Origin of the sequence: Fodinibius salipaludis (genome assembly GCF_002287075.1) — a bacterium.
GTDB classification, from domain to species: domain Bacteria; phylum Bacteroidota; class Rhodothermia; order Balneolales; family Balneolaceae; genus Fodinibius; species Fodinibius salipaludis.
The window spans coordinates 62,458-77,017 of sequence record NZ_NSKE01000013.1 but is presented as its reverse complement, the minus strand read 5'-3'; the positions used below and the strand labels follow the sequence as shown (position 1 = coordinate 77,017).

Here is a 14,560-nt window from a genome sequence, read left to right as displayed (position 1 = left end):
GTGGAACCGCCATTGTCTACATTACGTTTAAGTTCCCGACTGATTGTAGAGCGATGTACACCGATAGTTCGGGCAATTTCACTCTGATTATGGCCTGCTTTAAGCAGAGCCTTGATCTGATGACGATTTTCTAGGCTGAGTTGGGTGTATTTTTGCATGACAACATGAATATAACCCGCTTGGCGGAAGACCTCAGGGGTTTTTCCCTGAGGTCTTGCTTCATGTTGCACTTACTACTTGAACTCACAATATAAATAAAAAAATAGGCTGGAATCGTATTCAAATTCCAGCCTATTGTACATGTTTAATGGATGGTGGTCTATATCTTAATTTTCAACCTCGAGTCCTCTTCGTTTTAACAGGTGCTTGACATCCGGCTCCTGGCCACGATACTTTTTGTAGAGTTCCATTGCTTCATCACTGCCACCCTGAGAAAGAATATACTCTCGGAACTGATCTCCATTTTCTCTTTCCAAACCGCCTTGCTCCATCATATGAGCAAAGGCATCAGCGGCAAGTACTTCGCTCCAGATATAGGCGTAGTAATTTGCAGCGTATCCGCCAGAAAAAATATGAGCAAAATAGGGTGATTTATATCTTGGTGGGATAGCCTCCATATCCAAATCGTATTTAGCCAGAGCATTGTTTTCAAATGCCTGTACATCTTGGGGAATATCATCTTGCCCCAACAGGTGCCATTCCATATCAAGCATGGTGGCTGCCAGGTATTCCTGAGTATCAAAGCCTTGGTTAAAGTTGCTGGCTTCGATGACTTTGTCGAGCAACTCTTGTGGAATTTGTTCCCCTGTTTCGTAGTGGATGGCATAATTTTCGAGTACTTCCGGCTGAATAGCCCAGTCTTCTTCAAATGTGGATGGAAACTCCACAAAGTCACGTGGGACGGAGGTTCCCGATTGAGATGGGTATTTTACATCGGAGAAAAGTCCGTGTACAGCGTGTCCCATCTCGTGGAACATAGTTGTGACATTATCGAAGCTGATGAGTGCCGGTTCACCTTCTGCGGGGGGTGGAATGTTCATGACATTGACAATTACCGGTTTTTTGTCGAGCAGATGTGACTGTGAAACGAATGAGTTCATCCAGGCTCCGCCACGTTTGGAATCGCGCTCAAAATAATCTGCATAAAACAGCCCGATCTGTTCGCCGTTTTCGTCCAACACATCAAATGTGCGAACGTCTTCGTGATATACGGGTAAATCATGACGTTCTTCAAAGGTGATGCCAAACAGTTTATTCATGGTGTAAAAAACACCATCCTTTAACACTCGGTCCAGTTCGAAATAGGGGCGTACTTCTGAATCGTCGATATTGTATTCAGCTTTACGAACCTTCTCAGCGTAGTAGTTCCAGTCCCACGGCTGTACTTCGTCATCGATACCATCTTTTTGCATCATTTCTGTAATGGCATCGGCTTCATTTTCTGAGTTTTGGATTACCGGTGGAATGAGATCTGTAAGCATATTCAGTGCCGCATCCGGTGTTTTGGCTGTTTGGGGATCCAGCTTATAGGCGGCATAGTTCTCATATCCTAACAAGTTCGCTTTTTCGGCGCGTAGCTTGACAAGCTCCAAAATGATGGGACGATTGTCGATCCCACCATCTTGGCCAATTCCACGATAGGCAGAAGCTTTCCAAACACGTTCGCGCAGATCGCGATTATTGAGACTCTTTAAAATGGGGACACGCGTTGTGTTGGTAATACTGAGTAGATATTTGCCTTCTTCATCACGGTCTGTAGCGGCTTCTTTGGCTGCTGAAATGCGATCTTCGCTGAGTCCGTCCAGTTTATTTATATCATCAACTAAAACAGCACGCTCTTTGCTTATTTCAAGTAGATTATCCTGGAATTGGGTTGTAAGGGTAGAAACACGCTCATTAATTTCGCGCATTCGTTCTTTTTCTTCCTCTGTAAGTTCGGCTCCAGCGCGGACGAATTCGCGATGAGTATCCTCAAGTAGTTTCAGTGAGGCTTCATCCAACTCAAGTTCGTCACGCTGTTGGTATAGTGTTTTTACCCGATCAAAAAGATCAGGATTAAGCAGGATATCATCAGAATGGGCGGCCAGTTTCGGGGCCATTTCTGATTGTATTTCTTGAATTTTATCGTTGGTATGGGCCGATGTAAGATTATAGAAGACCGAGCTTGTTCGACGCAGAAGCTCTCCGCTTTTTTCCATCGCCACAATGGTATTTTCAAAAGTAGGCGGCTCCGGATTCGTGGCAATAGCTTCCATTTCCTCGAGTTCACGTTCCATTCCTGCTTCAAAAGCCGGGCGATAGTGCTCAACTTTTATAGCATCAAAATTGGGTGCTTCAAAAGGAAGAGAACTTTCAGAAAATAGGGGGTTGTTCTTCATTGAATCTGTTTCATTATTGGATTGGTCGCAGGAGGACAGCAATAGGCTGAATGCCAGCGATAATATTAAAAACTGAATTAATTTCATCGTATAGGAAGTTAGTTAGATAGATTAATCTCGAACCAGTTGAATATAAAGAAAATTGTATTACTCGAAATGATAAAGATTTGATAAAGATTAAGTAAAAGTTGATTCCATAATCTCTAATATATCGCAAAGTAGAATTTAAGGCTTGGTCAGTTCTACCAGTATTTGTGCTGCTATTTTAAGAAGACAGGCCGGGGAATATTTCTTTGTCATGCATTGCTACAAACTTGTTTGATACAACTCTTGCACCGTTGCAATAGTAACTTTTTAACTATTTGGAAATGCCTTGTTTGTGGAGGTGAGGACGTAAAACTGAAAGATATTTAAGGAATGGTCTGATTCTTGTAGTACTACCATTGAAATAAGTTGAAACAGAGGATTAATATTGTAGCGTATATTTTTTGACGTTCGATGAGCCATCTGTTTTCAGGATTCTCCAAATTAAGGAATAAGGAGGTTGTTATGCGTCCAGATATGAAAAATCCAAAATATGATCTCAGAACCTACTACAAACTTTTTTGGGAAGTAGGGCTTATCGTTTCGCTCCTGATATTTATAGGATTGACAAAAATAGATTTTGATGTCAAAAAATCAGAAATAACCTTTAAAGGTGAACAAGAGGTTATTGAAATGGAAGAGGTGGTACAAACTCAGCAGCAAGATCGTCCGCCCCCACCACCGCGACCACAGGTACCCGTAGCAGTTCCCAACAGTGAAATTATCGAAGATGTAGAAATCAATATTGATGCGGAGATTGATATGGATGAGGCTTTGGATATGCCACCACCGCCTCAGGAGGAAGAAGCTGCTGAAGAGGAGGAAGAAGAGGATTTCTTCGTTTCAGTAGAAAAGATGCCTAAAATGAAATCCAGTTTAGCAGAACTTCAACAGAACATTGTCTATCCTGACAGGGCTCAAAAAGCCGGTATAGAGGGTCGGGTTATTGTGCAGTTTATCGTCAATGAAAAGGGAGAAGTAGAAGATCCGAGAGTTATTCGCGGTATTGGCGGAGGATGTGACGAAGAAGCAGTGCGTGTTGCAAAGTTAGCAAAATTTGAACCCGGCGAACAACGAGGAGTTCCGGTACGAGTACAGTACTCACTGCCTATTATGTTTATGCTTCGCAAGTGATGGATAGAATTACTGCTTACAAATAAATGATAGCAAAAATATAACCACCGATTATTATTACTGTAGCTCTGGCAAAGTTGAGCGTATACCCTCCACCGCGAGGTTTAAATAGCCGTGGATCATCAGGGTTATAGTAGATGAAGTACCAGTAGAAATGTTCCGCTTCAGATTTGTATTGCTTGCCCAAATTATTGTTATGCCATTTGTAGCTCGCAAAAGCATTATATCCCAAGAGGATCAGAAAAAGGATGATAGCAGTTACAATGATAAAGATGATCATGTTATCTGTTACTTAATTGCCTAAATAACAAAGACCAAAAAACTATGAGTCCTTTTTAAGCGTGGCAACCGTAGCACCCCATCCGCTCCGGTCGTTGGCCAGGGAGTAGGACTGTACGTTTTTATTTCTATCAAGCAGAGCATGTACCGAACGCCGAAGATTGCCCGTTCCTTTACCGTGGATAATGCGAATCTCATAGATCTCTTTTTTTAGGCACTCATCAATATAATCGGGAATGAGTGAGCCCAGATCGTCAGGCTTAAAGGTATGCAGGTCAAGTATTCCATCAATGGGAATTTCCGTAGGCTCCATAGTTTTAAAATTAGATATCTTTCACAGAAGATAATTATAGAAAGGAGAGCAGTAATAGTAAAAAATTATCAATTAGATTTTTTCTCTTCAGGCGTTAGTTATTCCAAACAAGAAGGTTCACTCCGGTCATCAATTGCAATAGTGCAGCTTATTTATCAGCAGAAAATATTGTAGATAGATCAATTAAGCTCGTTCGGCCAATTCAAACCAGCGCTCAGTACACTCCTCAATTTTAGCTTTTAATGCCGAGTATTCATCTGACTTTTCGCGAAGCTCCTCGTGATCCAGGTTGCCGCTGCTAATTTCAGCTTCGAGTTCTTCTTTCTTTTCTTCCAGCTCTGCAATTTTATCTTCCAGCTTATTATACTCACGACGCTCGTTATAGCTAAGCCGCTCTTCATAATTACCGGAAGAGTTTTTCCGGTTTTGGGACGTTGAAGATTTCGTCTTCTTTTTAGCACGTTCTTCAGCTTCGCGTTGTTTTTTTTGCTTTCTGTATTCTTCATAGGTGCCGTGGTGATCATGGACTTTTCCTTCTCCCTCAAAAATCAGGTAATGATCAACCAGCTTGTCCATAAAAAAGCGATCGTGTGATGCGATAATAAGACAGCCCTCAAATCCCATTAAAAACTCTTCGAGCTTATTAAGTGTGAGCAGATCCAGATCGTTGGTAGGCTCATCGAGAACCAGGAAATTCGGATTTTCCAGCAATACCATCATCAGGCTTAACCGACGTTTTTCTCCTCCGCTCAGATTTTTAACCGGTGTATATTGCATCTCTGAGGTAAACATGAAATGCTTGAGAAACTGCGATGCCGATATCTTTGATCCATCCGCCAGTTCCACCACTTTTCGCACCTCTTCGATAACATCAATCACGCGCTGATCTTCATCAAAGTCGAGACCTTCCTGTCGGTAATGACCAAAGACGATTGTTTCGCCCACACGTCGCTTGCCGGAATCAAATGATTCTTCACCGGTTAGTATTTTTAAAAAGGTACTTTTGCCCACACCGTTTTCGCCGATGATGCCGATGCGTTCGCCCTTTTCAAAGTCGTAGTAAAAGCTGTCCAGAATTTGTTCTTCGTCATAGCTTTTGGATACATTGAGCAGCTCCAAAATTTTACCGCCCATACGCTGCATATCCATCTGCAGGCGCAGTTCGGGTCCATCGGGACCGGTATCGAGCTCATCTTCCAGCTCCTTGAAATCATCGATCCGAGATTTTGATTTGCTGGTCCGCGCTTTGGGTGATCGGCGCATCCATTCCAGCTCTTGTTTATACAGCTGATTGGCTTTGTGGGCACGTTTACGCTCGATTTCGCGTCGCTCGGCTCGCTTCTGCAGAAAGTACTGGTAATTTCCCTGGTGATGATAGAGCTTGCCATTTTCCAGTTCGATGATATGATCACACACCCGGTCCAAGAAGTAACGATCGTGCGTTACCATCAGCAGTGTTTTATTTGTGGATTTCAGATAATCCTCCAGCCATTCAATCATTTCCACATCCAGGTGGTTGGTTGGCTCATCTAAGATGAGCATGTCAGGATCATCCAACAACACGAAAGCAAGGGCGACACGCTTTCGCTGTCCGCCCGAAAGTGTTGCAATAGATTGATCAAGATCGTGGATATTCAGCTTGCCGAGAATCTGTTCCATGCGTTGTTCATAGTCCCAGGCATTGGCGGCATCCATTTTAGAGGCGGCCTTTTGAAAAGCTTGTTGCGTTTCTTCGTTATAGTCGTTGGCCTGAGCTTCAGCGGCGCGCTCATATTCCTGAATCAAACGCACCATGTCATTATTACTCTGTGCTATATAATCCCGAATAGTTAGGCTATGATCGAGTTGTGGGTCCTGTTCCAGAAATCCGATGCTGACGTCATTTTGAATCATCACTTTGCCTTTGTCCGGCGTTTCGTTACCGGCTAAAATATGAAGGAGCGTAGATTTACCCGTGCCATTTTCGGCAATAAGTGCTGTTTTGTCCCCTTCGGCAATTCCAAAAGTAAGGTCTTCAAATAAAACCTTGTGTCCGTAATTTTTTGACAGGTTTTCGGTAGAAAGATACGTCATGAATGGGCGATAATGCTAAAACGGATGATTCGATAGCTGATTTTGATTGCCATACAAAATAAGGAACCCGAGCACCACTTAGAAATGTTGATCATATCAAATCAGTACAAAGGAGATATCTTGAGAAGCTTATTGGTGCTTTCTGAGAAATTCCCGATTTTCAATAGTTTTAATCAATACTTCAAGTTGATCGTGATATGACATTTTCTGAGTTGCCAAAAGTTGAGTTACATCTGCATTTAGATTGTTCTCTGAGTTTTGATGTCGTGCAGCAATTAGATCCTAAAATAAGCAAAGAGGAGTATCGTGAACAGTTTGTTGCCCCGGATAAATGCCGAGATTTGGCGGATTATATCAGTCGTTCCGAAAGTGCTGTATCGTTAATGCAGGATCGCGAAGCCTTGCAATTGGTAACTGAAGATTTGTTCGAACAATTACAGGCGGATAATATAATCTACGCCGAAATTCGTTTTGCCCCGCTCTTGCATACTCGAGAAAATTTGTCGGCTGAGGAAGTGGTTGATGCCGTGAATGAAGCGGTGGAAGAACAGGTAAAAACAACCGGCACCGAGGCCGGTATTATTCTATGCACCCTTCGCAATTATTCTGAGAATCAGAGTATGGAAACGGTAAAACTTGTTGAACAGTTTTCCGGGAGCAGGGTAGTGGGCTTTGATATTGCCGCAGACGAGGCGGGCTTTCCCATTGATGATCATATCTCTGCTTTTGAATATGCCAATGATAAAGGATTCAGCTGCACCGCTCATGCGGGAGAAGCCTGCGGAGCAGAAAGCGTTTGGGAGACACTCGAATATTTTAAGCCTTCCCGGATTGGTCACGGGGTTCGAAGCGCAGAAGATGGGGAGCTGCTTGATTATCTAAAAGAACACGAGATCCATCTGGAGGTTTGTCCCACAAGTAATGTACAGACCAATGTTTTTGATACGATCCAAGACCATTCTATTGATACGCTATACGAAAAAGGAATTTCACTGAGCGTAAATACAGATACACGTACCATCTCTGATGTAACGCTGGATGAGGAATATCAAACGCTCTTTGATATTTTTGACTGGGATATAAAACAGTTATTACGCTGTAATCTCGAGGCTATTGATCACGCTTTTACGGATGAAAAGACAAAAGAAAAGCTCCGCAGAACAATCCGCGAAGCTTATCCAAATAATTAAGTAAAATATTATCTATAAACCCTCAGGATTTTACAAAGACCTAAAGTCTAAATAGTAGATCAAGTAGTTTTAATCCTGAGAGCTTTATGCTTTATTTCTTCTCTTTCACTACTTTTCCATCTACGATCACAGAACTGATGTGGGTGGTGTATTCAAGTGGATCGCCATCAAATAATACGAGGTCAGCATCTTTGCCTTCCGCCAGCGATCCAACGCGGTTGGATATACCCAGTATTTCAGCGGGAGCTTTTGTCAGCGCATGTAGTGCTTTTTCCCGATTGAGTCCGTAGCCGGTAGCAATGGCTGCTTCGTAAAGAATAATTCGTGTTTTAGGTACGTAGCTTTCAAATCCACTTTGAAAGGCAAAAGGGATACCTGCTTCGGCTAATTTACCGGCCGTAGTAAAGCTGGCATTTTGGGTATCGCCATAGGTGCGTACCATGGTAGGATGGATGATCACCGGAACTCCGGCTTTCTTGATTTCATCTATCAGTAAATATGCCTCGGCCGCTCCGTCCAAGATCATATCAAAACCGAACTCTTCCTGGAGTCGCAGGGCCGACATAATATCATTAGACCGTTGAGCAGTAATTAAAGCAGTAAGTTCTCCACTAAGAACATCAGCCAGTGCTTCCATCTTTAAATCTTTTGCGGGACGCTTTTCGGGATCATCAGCCTGACGTTTTTCGAGGTATTCCTGTGCGTCTATAAACTTTTGACGGAGCATGGAAATCCCTTTGGCACTTGTGCCGGGGCTTTCAAAGTTACGACCGACTGTAGAACCGAGCGTAAAGGCGACGGTTGTTGCAGAATCTACAAGCGCATCTTCAACCGTATTATAGGGTGTTTTAGCAATCATCGTTTGTCCGCTGGCCAAGGCCCCGGGACCGTGGCCCGTATGGGTGGTAGTGACTCCTTTGTCGAGCACAAATTTCACCAGTTGTTCACGGGCATTATAGGCATCGATAGCTCGCAATTCGGGTTGGATAGGATCAGAAGTTTCCAGTTGGTTTTGGTCATCATCCCGGTTATTGATGCCGGCCAGACCTACGACGCTGTGGGCATCCACCAATCCCGGTGTAACAACCGAAGCTTGGTGAGTTTCATAATCAGAAGGGATATCAATTTCTGATGCTGAGCCCACAGCTTCAATCTTGTCGTTGGTTATAAGGACTATACCATTCACAATTTTGTCGCCTTCCATGGTGTAAAGCGTATCGGCCTGGACAGCCATTTGGGCTTGTGTAACGGTGCTTAGTCCAACTAATAGTGCAAAAACAAAAAGTGTAATTCGTTTTTTCATAGCGCTAATTTTTAAAAGCTTAAATTCTTGGATATGTTGAATTAAATTCAACATCGTATTACGGTTTAATATAGCGGTGAATTATTTATCACCGTGATGATGATTTTGAGCAGAACCTCGAAATACATCATAACCACCGGTAGAATATTTGCGATCTCTGGGATTGGAGTAGTCAAATCGCTTAATACCTTCAACCCATGTTTGTTCAACTTTTGTATAGACACTCAACGGATCGCCCGATAGAACTACAAAGTCAGCATCCTTGCCGGCTTCAAGCGTTCCCACCTGATCTTGAAGATCCATCATTTTTGCATTTTCGATCGTCAGTGCTTTGAGTGCTGCCTCACGACTCATCCCGGCGCGAACGCCAAATGCTCCGGACCGTAAGAACAGTCGCGTATCGGTAATTGAGGCATCGGTATGGTAACCGACCGTTGCTCCGGCCTCTTCAAGTACAGCTCCGTTTTCGTATTTTATTTCTGAGGCTTCGGGTTTTCCACCGGGTGCATCGAGTACAATGATTGATGACAGAACATCGGCTTTTGCAATTTCATCAGCTACTTTCCAGGCTTCGCTTACATGATGTAGAACCAAACGAAAATTAAATTCTTCAGCCAGTCGAATAGCAGTCAAAATATCATAATGTCGGTGTGTATGGAAGTGAACGATGCGTTCACCGTTCAGCACTTCAACCAGTGCATCCATTCCTATATCGCGCTTCGGCATTTCTTCGGGGTCACCGTCGGCCTCTTCGACTTTTTCTTTATAGTCTTGTGCTTTTATAAATAGCTCTCGAACCATTGCGGCCGATTTTGCCCGAGTTCCGGGAAAGGGAGGATTACCTATGGAGTTTGTACCGTTAGCCATTTTGAGTCCGCCGGATATTTCGTTTCCGGGATCATCTACAAAAAGCATTTCTTCTATTTTATCCGCATTTCGAAGTTTGAGATAAGCGGTCTGTCCACTCATCAAATGACCAGAACCGGGCATCACGTTTACTGTTGTTACCCCTCCGGCCAGTGCTTTTTTGAACGTTTCACTGTGCGGATCAATACTGTCAATAATGCGTGCATCGGGATGAAGGGCTGATGAGCGATCGCCGCCGTCGCCGTCACCAATATGAGAGTGAGAGTCCACGAGCCCCGGCATGATAACTTTGCCGGATACATCGAATTCTCTTGCATTGGATGGAACGTCAACTTCGCCTTCAGAACCTACAGCAACAATTTTGTCACCCTTGGTGACGAGCACACCGTTATCGATGGGTTCACCACTAATGGGAATAATTTTAGCTCCTGTAAAAACCTTGGATTGCTGTGCTACTGTTATGATGGGTAAGAAAAAGATCAGCAGTAGACTTAGCCGGATGATTCGTTTCATAAGTTTCCCTGAATTTTATTAATGATATTTTGCAGTGCTTTAAAACTTGATTATGCTAATAAGCTTATTTGTTGGCAAATTTTCAATGAGTTCATTTGCAAGCTTTTACAACTGTGCTGTTTTTTTTCTGAATCAGCCAGTTGTACAAATTAGCTATTACCATATAACTTCATAAAATCAATTTCGATACCAAATGTCCTTTTTATCGCCCCCGATTACAAAAAATAATAACGGTAATCCCAGAATGGTGGGGCTTGAGATTGAGTTTGCCGGTGTTGAGCCTATGCAGGCGGCTAATATTATTACCTCGGTTTATGGCGGAGAAATTTCTCGGGAGCATCGGTACCACATTAATGTTTCGGGTACTGAATTGGGGGATTTCAGGGTAGAGCTGGATGCGCGGATTCTTCGAAAGATGGCCGAGGAAAACATTTTTGACAGGCTGGGTATTAGTTTGGAGGAAGATTCTATCCGCAAATCGATAGAGGATGTGGTAGATAAAATGGCGCGATCGGTAGTGCCCCTGGAAATTGTTATGCCGCCGGTAACTATACAGGAGCTAAAAAAGTTGGAAAGGCTTCGTGAGGCTCTACAGAAAAATAAGGCAAAGGGAACGTATGCTTCGATGGTGCATGCTTTTGGGATGCACCTGAATATTGAGTCGCCGGATTTAAAGATAATGACGCTGTTGAATTATCTGCGGGCGTTTCTGATTGTGTACCCGTGGCTTTTAAAGGCTCTCAATATTGATATGACGAGACGTATTTCTCCCTTTGTGGATCCCTTTCCCGAGAAATATGTAAAGAAGATATTGGATCCGGAGTATGCTCCCAATTGTGATCAACTTATAGAGGACTATATTGAATTTAATCCAACCCGTAATCGCCCGGTTGATATGATGCCCATCTTTGGGATGCTTAATCATGAGCTCATCGCACCTGTGATGGAAGGCGAAAAGAACGATCCGCGTCCCACTTTTCATTATCGCTTACCCAACAGCAGAATTGATAATCCGGACTGGCGTTTTGAGGATGAATGGAATCACTGGCTGGTGGTTGAGAGGCTTGTTACCGATGATGAAATGCTTGAGAAGTTAAGTCGGTTATATCTTCTGCGACGTGACCAAACGGTAATTTCATTTCGCAAGGAATGGGCAAAAACGTTAGAAATATTGATAGATCTGGATGAGCAACAGTAGACCAAATATTGGGGTAACGGGACCTGATAAAGGTGGACGGGCAGCCTGGTGGTTTGCTCGTTTTGCAGTGTTTCTGCACGGTGGACGTGCTATTCATATTTATCCACAGAAAGGATTGCCTGATGAGGATATTCATGGTCTGATTATTGGAGGGGGCGCCGATATCAATCCGGAACGATATGGGGCTGAAGAAGTTCGCGAGTTGTTTATGAAAGATGAAAAGGTCTCAAGCGTGCGCAATTTTTTCAACTACCTGTTGACGATTTTGTTTTTCCCTTTTATCTATTTCTTACGAAAGATTCTTTCTGCCTCATCAGCAGACATTGATAATAACCGAGATGAACTCGAGTTTGGATTGATAAAACAGGCGGTAGATAAAAAAATCCCAATACTGGGAATATGCCGGGGAGCACAGCTGTTAAACATCCATTTTGGAGGTACTCTTGAGCAGGATATCACCAGTTATTATACCGAAGTGCCCAGGGTGCATAGCGTATGGCCGAAAAAGAGGGTAGAGGTAGATGAAAATAGCATGCTATACGATATTTTGACTTTTAGAAAAGTGTGGGTTAATGCTTTGCATCACCAAGCTGTAGATGAATTAGGCAAAAATTTAGCGGTTGTTGCTAAAGAGGAAAATGGTATTGTGCAGGCTATTGAGCACACCGATCGGGATTTTATTTTGGGCGTGCAGTGGCATCCGGAATATATGCCTCAGATACCGGCACAGCGACGGATATTTGAACAGCTGGTAACAGAAGCCAGGGCAAGGATGAAGAAATAAAAAAGCAGGGGTTTGCGGTACAAACCCCTGTTCAGTTTATAATAATATTTATCAGCTGTTAGGTATCTACTTTATAATCAACAAAGTGTCGTTCTTCAATTACCGAGTTAATGAACTTTACAGCTTTTTTGTGATTTTCATCACGGGTATACATGGTGTAGTCCAACTCGGTTTCAAAATCGGATATCAACACTACATCGTAAGGTGAACCCGCTTCGTTATCATCCTCAGAAGTATTAATTCCGACTTCTACATTTTTAATTTCATCAATATTTACTTTTAGTCCCTCCAAGATAAGTTTCATTTTTTCGGCATTCTTTTCCTTGGTGGCACCTTCTGCTTTCTCTTTCAATTTCCACATTACTACGTGACGAATCATATATTTACTCCTATGGTGTGCTTTATTATAAATTTTATTTAAGGCTTATTTGCCAAACGAACCGTTAGCGGGCTCTATTGGCATAAGAAAGATCTGCTTTGTCTATCGGTACATCAGCAAGTTGTTGTAAATCATTGTGATACAACTTGGCAGCCCAAAGATGATCTTTAGCTTTGGATTTCTCATTGCTTTTATACCATTTATAGGTGGCGATATATCCTTTTGCAACGCCTACTGAATCGGTATTGGTAAGCGTATTTTGGGGTCCCGATGGCAGCGGGACTGAAAGTGAACTGCCGGCATAAATCAGATCGGGATCATCAAGTGAACCGTTATTGCCGTAAATCCATGGCCATAAACGGGGATTCCCATAGCGATCTTCGGCAAGACTCCACAAGGTTTGTCCTTCTTCAATTTCAACGGCTTGATTGTCTGGCGTTGTACTCTTTGTGGATTGTGTTGATGCCGGAGTTTGTGTTGATTGGGATTGGTTTTGTGCTGTTTGTTGAGCGTCTTGAGTCTCTTGTTGCTCCGCTAATTGTTGCTGATTGCTATCATCTTGCTGGTTGGTAGCATCAGCCGAGGTCGCTGTTTCTTCAGATGAAGAAATTAAGGTGTCATTTGTAGGTAACGTACTGTAATACCAAGCTCCCCCTGTAATAAGCAGTAAAATAATTACAGCTGCTGCCACATATGCAAATGAAGAACTTCGTTCGGATCTACGACTTGTTGCAGCAGTAGGGAGGGGGTCCTTCTCATCTGTTGTGTCAGACTTATCTGGTTGATACTTTTTTAAATCCTTAGCAATCTCTTCAAGCTTTTCAACTTCCTCGGCTAAAACTTCTTCTTCAGACTTAGTTCGTTCCTCCTCTTTGTCATCTTCCTCGTTTGATAGGACGAACTCATCCGCTTCTTCTTCACTTTCAGCTGGTTTATTTTTTTCTGGTTCAGGTTCTTCTTCCTCTGCTAAATATTTAGAGGGTTCCTCTTGCTGTTCTTGCTCTTCTGAGCGGATGAAATCTGCAAGGAGATCATCTTCCTCATCCGATTGGGTAGCATTGAATTCAACGACATCTCCATCATCATTGACATCATCTTTAACTTCATCCGAAGGTCCGGTAGTTGAGGTCGGTATGGTATCTTCATCTGAATCTTGTATTCCTCCAAAATCAAAAGGAGATTCCTGTTCTTTTTCTGGCTTATTTTCATTGCCGAATATATCTTCCCTCTCTTTTTTGTGCGAGGTAGGAGGAGCAGTAGGTATAAAATCGTCCTCATTGAGTTCTTGCTCTTCGGAAATTTCGGTAGTGTCGGGCTCTGATTTTTGTTCCGATTGTTCAACTTCAGGATCGGTTTTGTTATCACGCTCAGTACCCGATTCTTCTGTTTTGGACTCTACCGGCTGTTGATCGGGGGAAGAAGTCTCTTTTATAGAAGATTCGGTTTCCTCATCTTCTATCAGCTGAGGCTCCATATGTGCATAGGGAGCATTGACCAGCTCTCTCAGATCTTTATATGGCTTAAAAATCACTTTGTTATGAGCCGGAATCGTTATTTTCTCCTGGGTTTGCGGGTTGTATCCTTCACGCTCATCCACGCGTTGAAGTTTAAACTTTCCAAAGCCGGCAATATTTACTTTGCCATCTTCTTCGAGTCCGCCATTGATGACGTCCACAAAATCCTTGAGAAAATCATGAGTGAATTGCTTGCTGTTGTCCGTTTCTTCAGCAATCGACTCAATAAGTTCTCCAAATGTGACTTTTTCACTCATCGTCAATATCCACTTGTTTTAAGTCTTCTTTTAGTCCCTTGCTGGGATTAAAATCAACAACCCGTTTTGGGGGTAGCTTCATGTACTGCTCGTAGTGGGGATTATATGATGTTCTTTTTTTTCGAGTAGTAGTACCAAACGTTCCCAATTTTGGTATTGAGAAAGAATTGCCAGAAGCAATATTTTCATTTAATGTCTGTGTAATAGCATCTAACAATTTACGTGCTTCAGCTTGCGTCATATCCCAATTTTTGGCAAGCATTGCTACTACATCGCTCGTATTCATGTGAAGAT

The 14,560-nt window shown here is 42.8% G+C and carries 14 protein-coding genes; 4 read left to right on the top strand and 10 right to left on the bottom strand.

The window, feature by feature from the left end; all coding sequences use genetic code 11:
* Together CK503_RS16500 and CK503_RS15145 are read right to left on the bottom strand one after the other, a co-directional pair.
* A partial coding sequence (locus CK503_RS16500; RefSeq protein WP_141239953.1) for a helix-turn-helix domain-containing protein occupies positions 1-158 on the bottom strand: 158 nt, incomplete at its 3' end.
* Positions 159-326: 168 nt separating this feature from the next.
* Complete coding sequence (locus CK503_RS15145; protein WP_095607678.1) at positions 327-2,465, bottom strand: M3 family metallopeptidase; 2,139 nt, start codon at positions 2,463-2,465, stop codon at positions 327-329.
* A gap of 474 nt (positions 2,466-2,939) precedes the next feature.
* Between CK503_RS15145 and CK503_RS15140 the strand changes: the two genes are divergently transcribed.
* Positions 2,940-3,596: an energy transducer TonB gene (locus CK503_RS15140; RefSeq protein WP_255233442.1), complete on the top strand. Its 657-nt coding sequence runs from the start codon at positions 2,940-2,942 to the stop codon at positions 3,594-3,596.
* 16 nt (positions 3,597-3,612) lie between these two features.
* On the opposite strand, the gene CK503_RS15135 is transcribed toward CK503_RS15140, so the two are convergent.
* The 3 genes from CK503_RS15135 to CK503_RS15125 all read right to left on the bottom strand — a co-directional run bounded on the left by CK503_RS15135 (position 3,613) and on the right by CK503_RS15125 (position 6,261).
* Positions 3,613-3,876, bottom strand: a complete 264-nt coding sequence (locus CK503_RS15135) for a hypothetical protein (RefSeq protein ID WP_095607676.1) — start codon at positions 3,874-3,876, stop codon at positions 3,613-3,615.
* Positions 3,877-3,918: 42 nt separating this feature from the next.
* The gene (locus tag CK503_RS15130; protein ID WP_095607675.1) at positions 3,919-4,188 is read right to left on the bottom strand and encodes a Smr/MutS family protein; all 270 of its coding nucleotides are present in this window, start codon (positions 4,186-4,188) and stop codon (positions 3,919-3,921) included.
* A gap of 183 nt (positions 4,189-4,371) precedes the next feature.
* Positions 4,372-6,261: an ABC-F family ATP-binding cassette domain-containing protein gene (locus CK503_RS15125; protein ID WP_095607674.1), complete on the bottom strand. Its 1,890-nt coding sequence runs from the start codon at positions 6,259-6,261 to the stop codon at positions 4,372-4,374.
* Between the two features lie 197 nt (positions 6,262-6,458).
* Here CK503_RS15125 and add point away from each other — a divergent pair, with 197 nt between their 5' ends.
* Positions 6,459-7,451: an adenosine deaminase gene (gene add / locus CK503_RS15120; protein WP_095607673.1), complete on the top strand. Its 993-nt coding sequence runs from the start codon at positions 6,459-6,461 to the stop codon at positions 7,449-7,451.
* 91 nt (positions 7,452-7,542) lie between these two features.
* Here add and CK503_RS15115 read toward each other — a convergent pair whose 3' ends face one another.
* Positions 7,543-8,754 (bottom strand): amidohydrolase family protein, encoded by a 1,212-nt coding sequence (locus tag CK503_RS15115; protein WP_095607682.1) that lies wholly within the window; start codon positions 8,752-8,754, stop codon positions 7,543-7,545.
* Between the two features lie 81 nt (positions 8,755-8,835).
* On the bottom strand, positions 8,836-10,134 hold the full coding sequence (locus CK503_RS15110; RefSeq protein WP_095607672.1) for an amidohydrolase family protein: 1,299 nt from the start codon (positions 10,132-10,134) through the stop codon (positions 8,836-8,838).
* Between the two features lie 193 nt (positions 10,135-10,327).
* Between CK503_RS15110 and CK503_RS15105 the strand changes: the two genes are divergently transcribed.
* Positions 10,328-11,332: an amidoligase family protein gene (locus CK503_RS15105; protein WP_095607671.1), complete on the top strand. Its 1,005-nt coding sequence runs from the start codon at positions 10,328-10,330 to the stop codon at positions 11,330-11,332.
* On the top strand, positions 11,319-12,116 hold the full coding sequence (locus tag CK503_RS15100; protein WP_095607670.1) for a gamma-glutamyl-gamma-aminobutyrate hydrolase family protein: 798 nt from the start codon (positions 11,319-11,321) through the stop codon (positions 12,114-12,116). The genes CK503_RS15105 and CK503_RS15100 overlap by 14 nt, the downstream gene beginning before the upstream one ends.
* Positions 12,117-12,174: 58 nt before the next feature.
* Here CK503_RS15100 and CK503_RS15095 read toward each other — a convergent pair whose 3' ends face one another.
* The 3 genes from CK503_RS15095 to CK503_RS15085 all read right to left on the bottom strand — a co-directional run bounded on the left by CK503_RS15095 (position 12,175) and on the right by CK503_RS15085 (position 14,552).
* Positions 12,175-12,495, bottom strand: a complete 321-nt coding sequence (locus tag CK503_RS15095) for a Dabb family protein (protein ID WP_095607669.1) — start codon at positions 12,493-12,495, stop codon at positions 12,175-12,177.
* 64 nt (positions 12,496-12,559) lie between these two features.
* Positions 12,560-14,266, bottom strand: a complete 1,707-nt coding sequence (locus CK503_RS15090; protein ID WP_095607668.1) for an HU family DNA-binding protein — start codon at positions 14,264-14,266, stop codon at positions 12,560-12,562.
* Positions 14,259-14,552: an HU family DNA-binding protein gene (locus CK503_RS15085; RefSeq protein WP_095607667.1), complete on the bottom strand. Its 294-nt coding sequence runs from the start codon at positions 14,550-14,552 to the stop codon at positions 14,259-14,261. Before CK503_RS15085 ends, CK503_RS15090 begins: the two co-directional genes overlap by 8 nt.
* Positions 14,553-14,560 lie beyond the last annotated feature (8 nt).

What these genes read in the sequence shown, in the direction of transcription:
- CK503_RS15100 (WP_095607670.1), top strand. Translation starts at nt 11,319, where the DNA reads ATGAGCAACAGTAGACCAAATATTGGGGTAACGGGACCTGATAAAGGT.
- CK503_RS15115 (WP_095607682.1), bottom strand. Translation starts at nt 8,754, where the DNA reads ATGAAAAAACGAATTACACTTTTTGTTTTTGCACTATTAGTTGGACTA.
- add (WP_095607673.1), top strand. Translation starts at nt 6,459, where the DNA reads ATGACATTTTCTGAGTTGCCAAAAGTTGAGTTACATCTGCATTTAGAT.
- CK503_RS15110 (WP_095607672.1), bottom strand. Translation starts at nt 10,134, where the DNA reads ATGAAACGAATCATCCGGCTAAGTCTACTGCTGATCTTTTTCTTACCC.
- CK503_RS15145 (WP_095607678.1), bottom strand. Translation starts at nt 2,465, where the DNA reads ATGAAATTAATTCAGTTTTTAATATTATCGCTGGCATTCAGCCTATTG.
- CK503_RS15130 (WP_095607675.1), bottom strand. Translation starts at nt 4,188, where the DNA reads ATGGAGCCTACGGAAATTCCCATTGATGGAATACTTGACCTGCATACC.
- CK503_RS15140 (WP_255233442.1), top strand. Translation starts at nt 2,940, where the DNA reads ATGAAAAATCCAAAATATGATCTCAGAACCTACTACAAACTTTTTTGG.
- CK503_RS15135 (WP_095607676.1), bottom strand. Translation starts at nt 3,876, where the DNA reads ATGATCATCTTTATCATTGTAACTGCTATCATCCTTTTTCTGATCCTC.
- CK503_RS15125 (WP_095607674.1), bottom strand. Translation starts at nt 6,261, where the DNA reads ATGACGTATCTTTCTACCGAAAACCTGTCAAAAAATTACGGACACAAG.
- CK503_RS15105 (WP_095607671.1), top strand. Translation starts at nt 10,328, where the DNA reads ATGTCCTTTTTATCGCCCCCGATTACAAAAAATAATAACGGTAATCCC.
- CK503_RS15095 (WP_095607669.1), bottom strand. Translation starts at nt 12,495, where the DNA reads ATGATTCGTCACGTAGTAATGTGGAAATTGAAAGAGAAAGCAGAAGGT.
- CK503_RS15090 (WP_095607668.1), bottom strand. Translation starts at nt 14,266, where the DNA reads ATGAGTGAAAAAGTCACATTTGGAGAACTTATTGAGTCGATTGCTGAA.
- CK503_RS15085 (WP_095607667.1), bottom strand. Translation starts at nt 14,552, where the DNA reads ATGAATACGAGCGATGTAGTAGCAATGCTTGCCAAAAATTGGGATATG.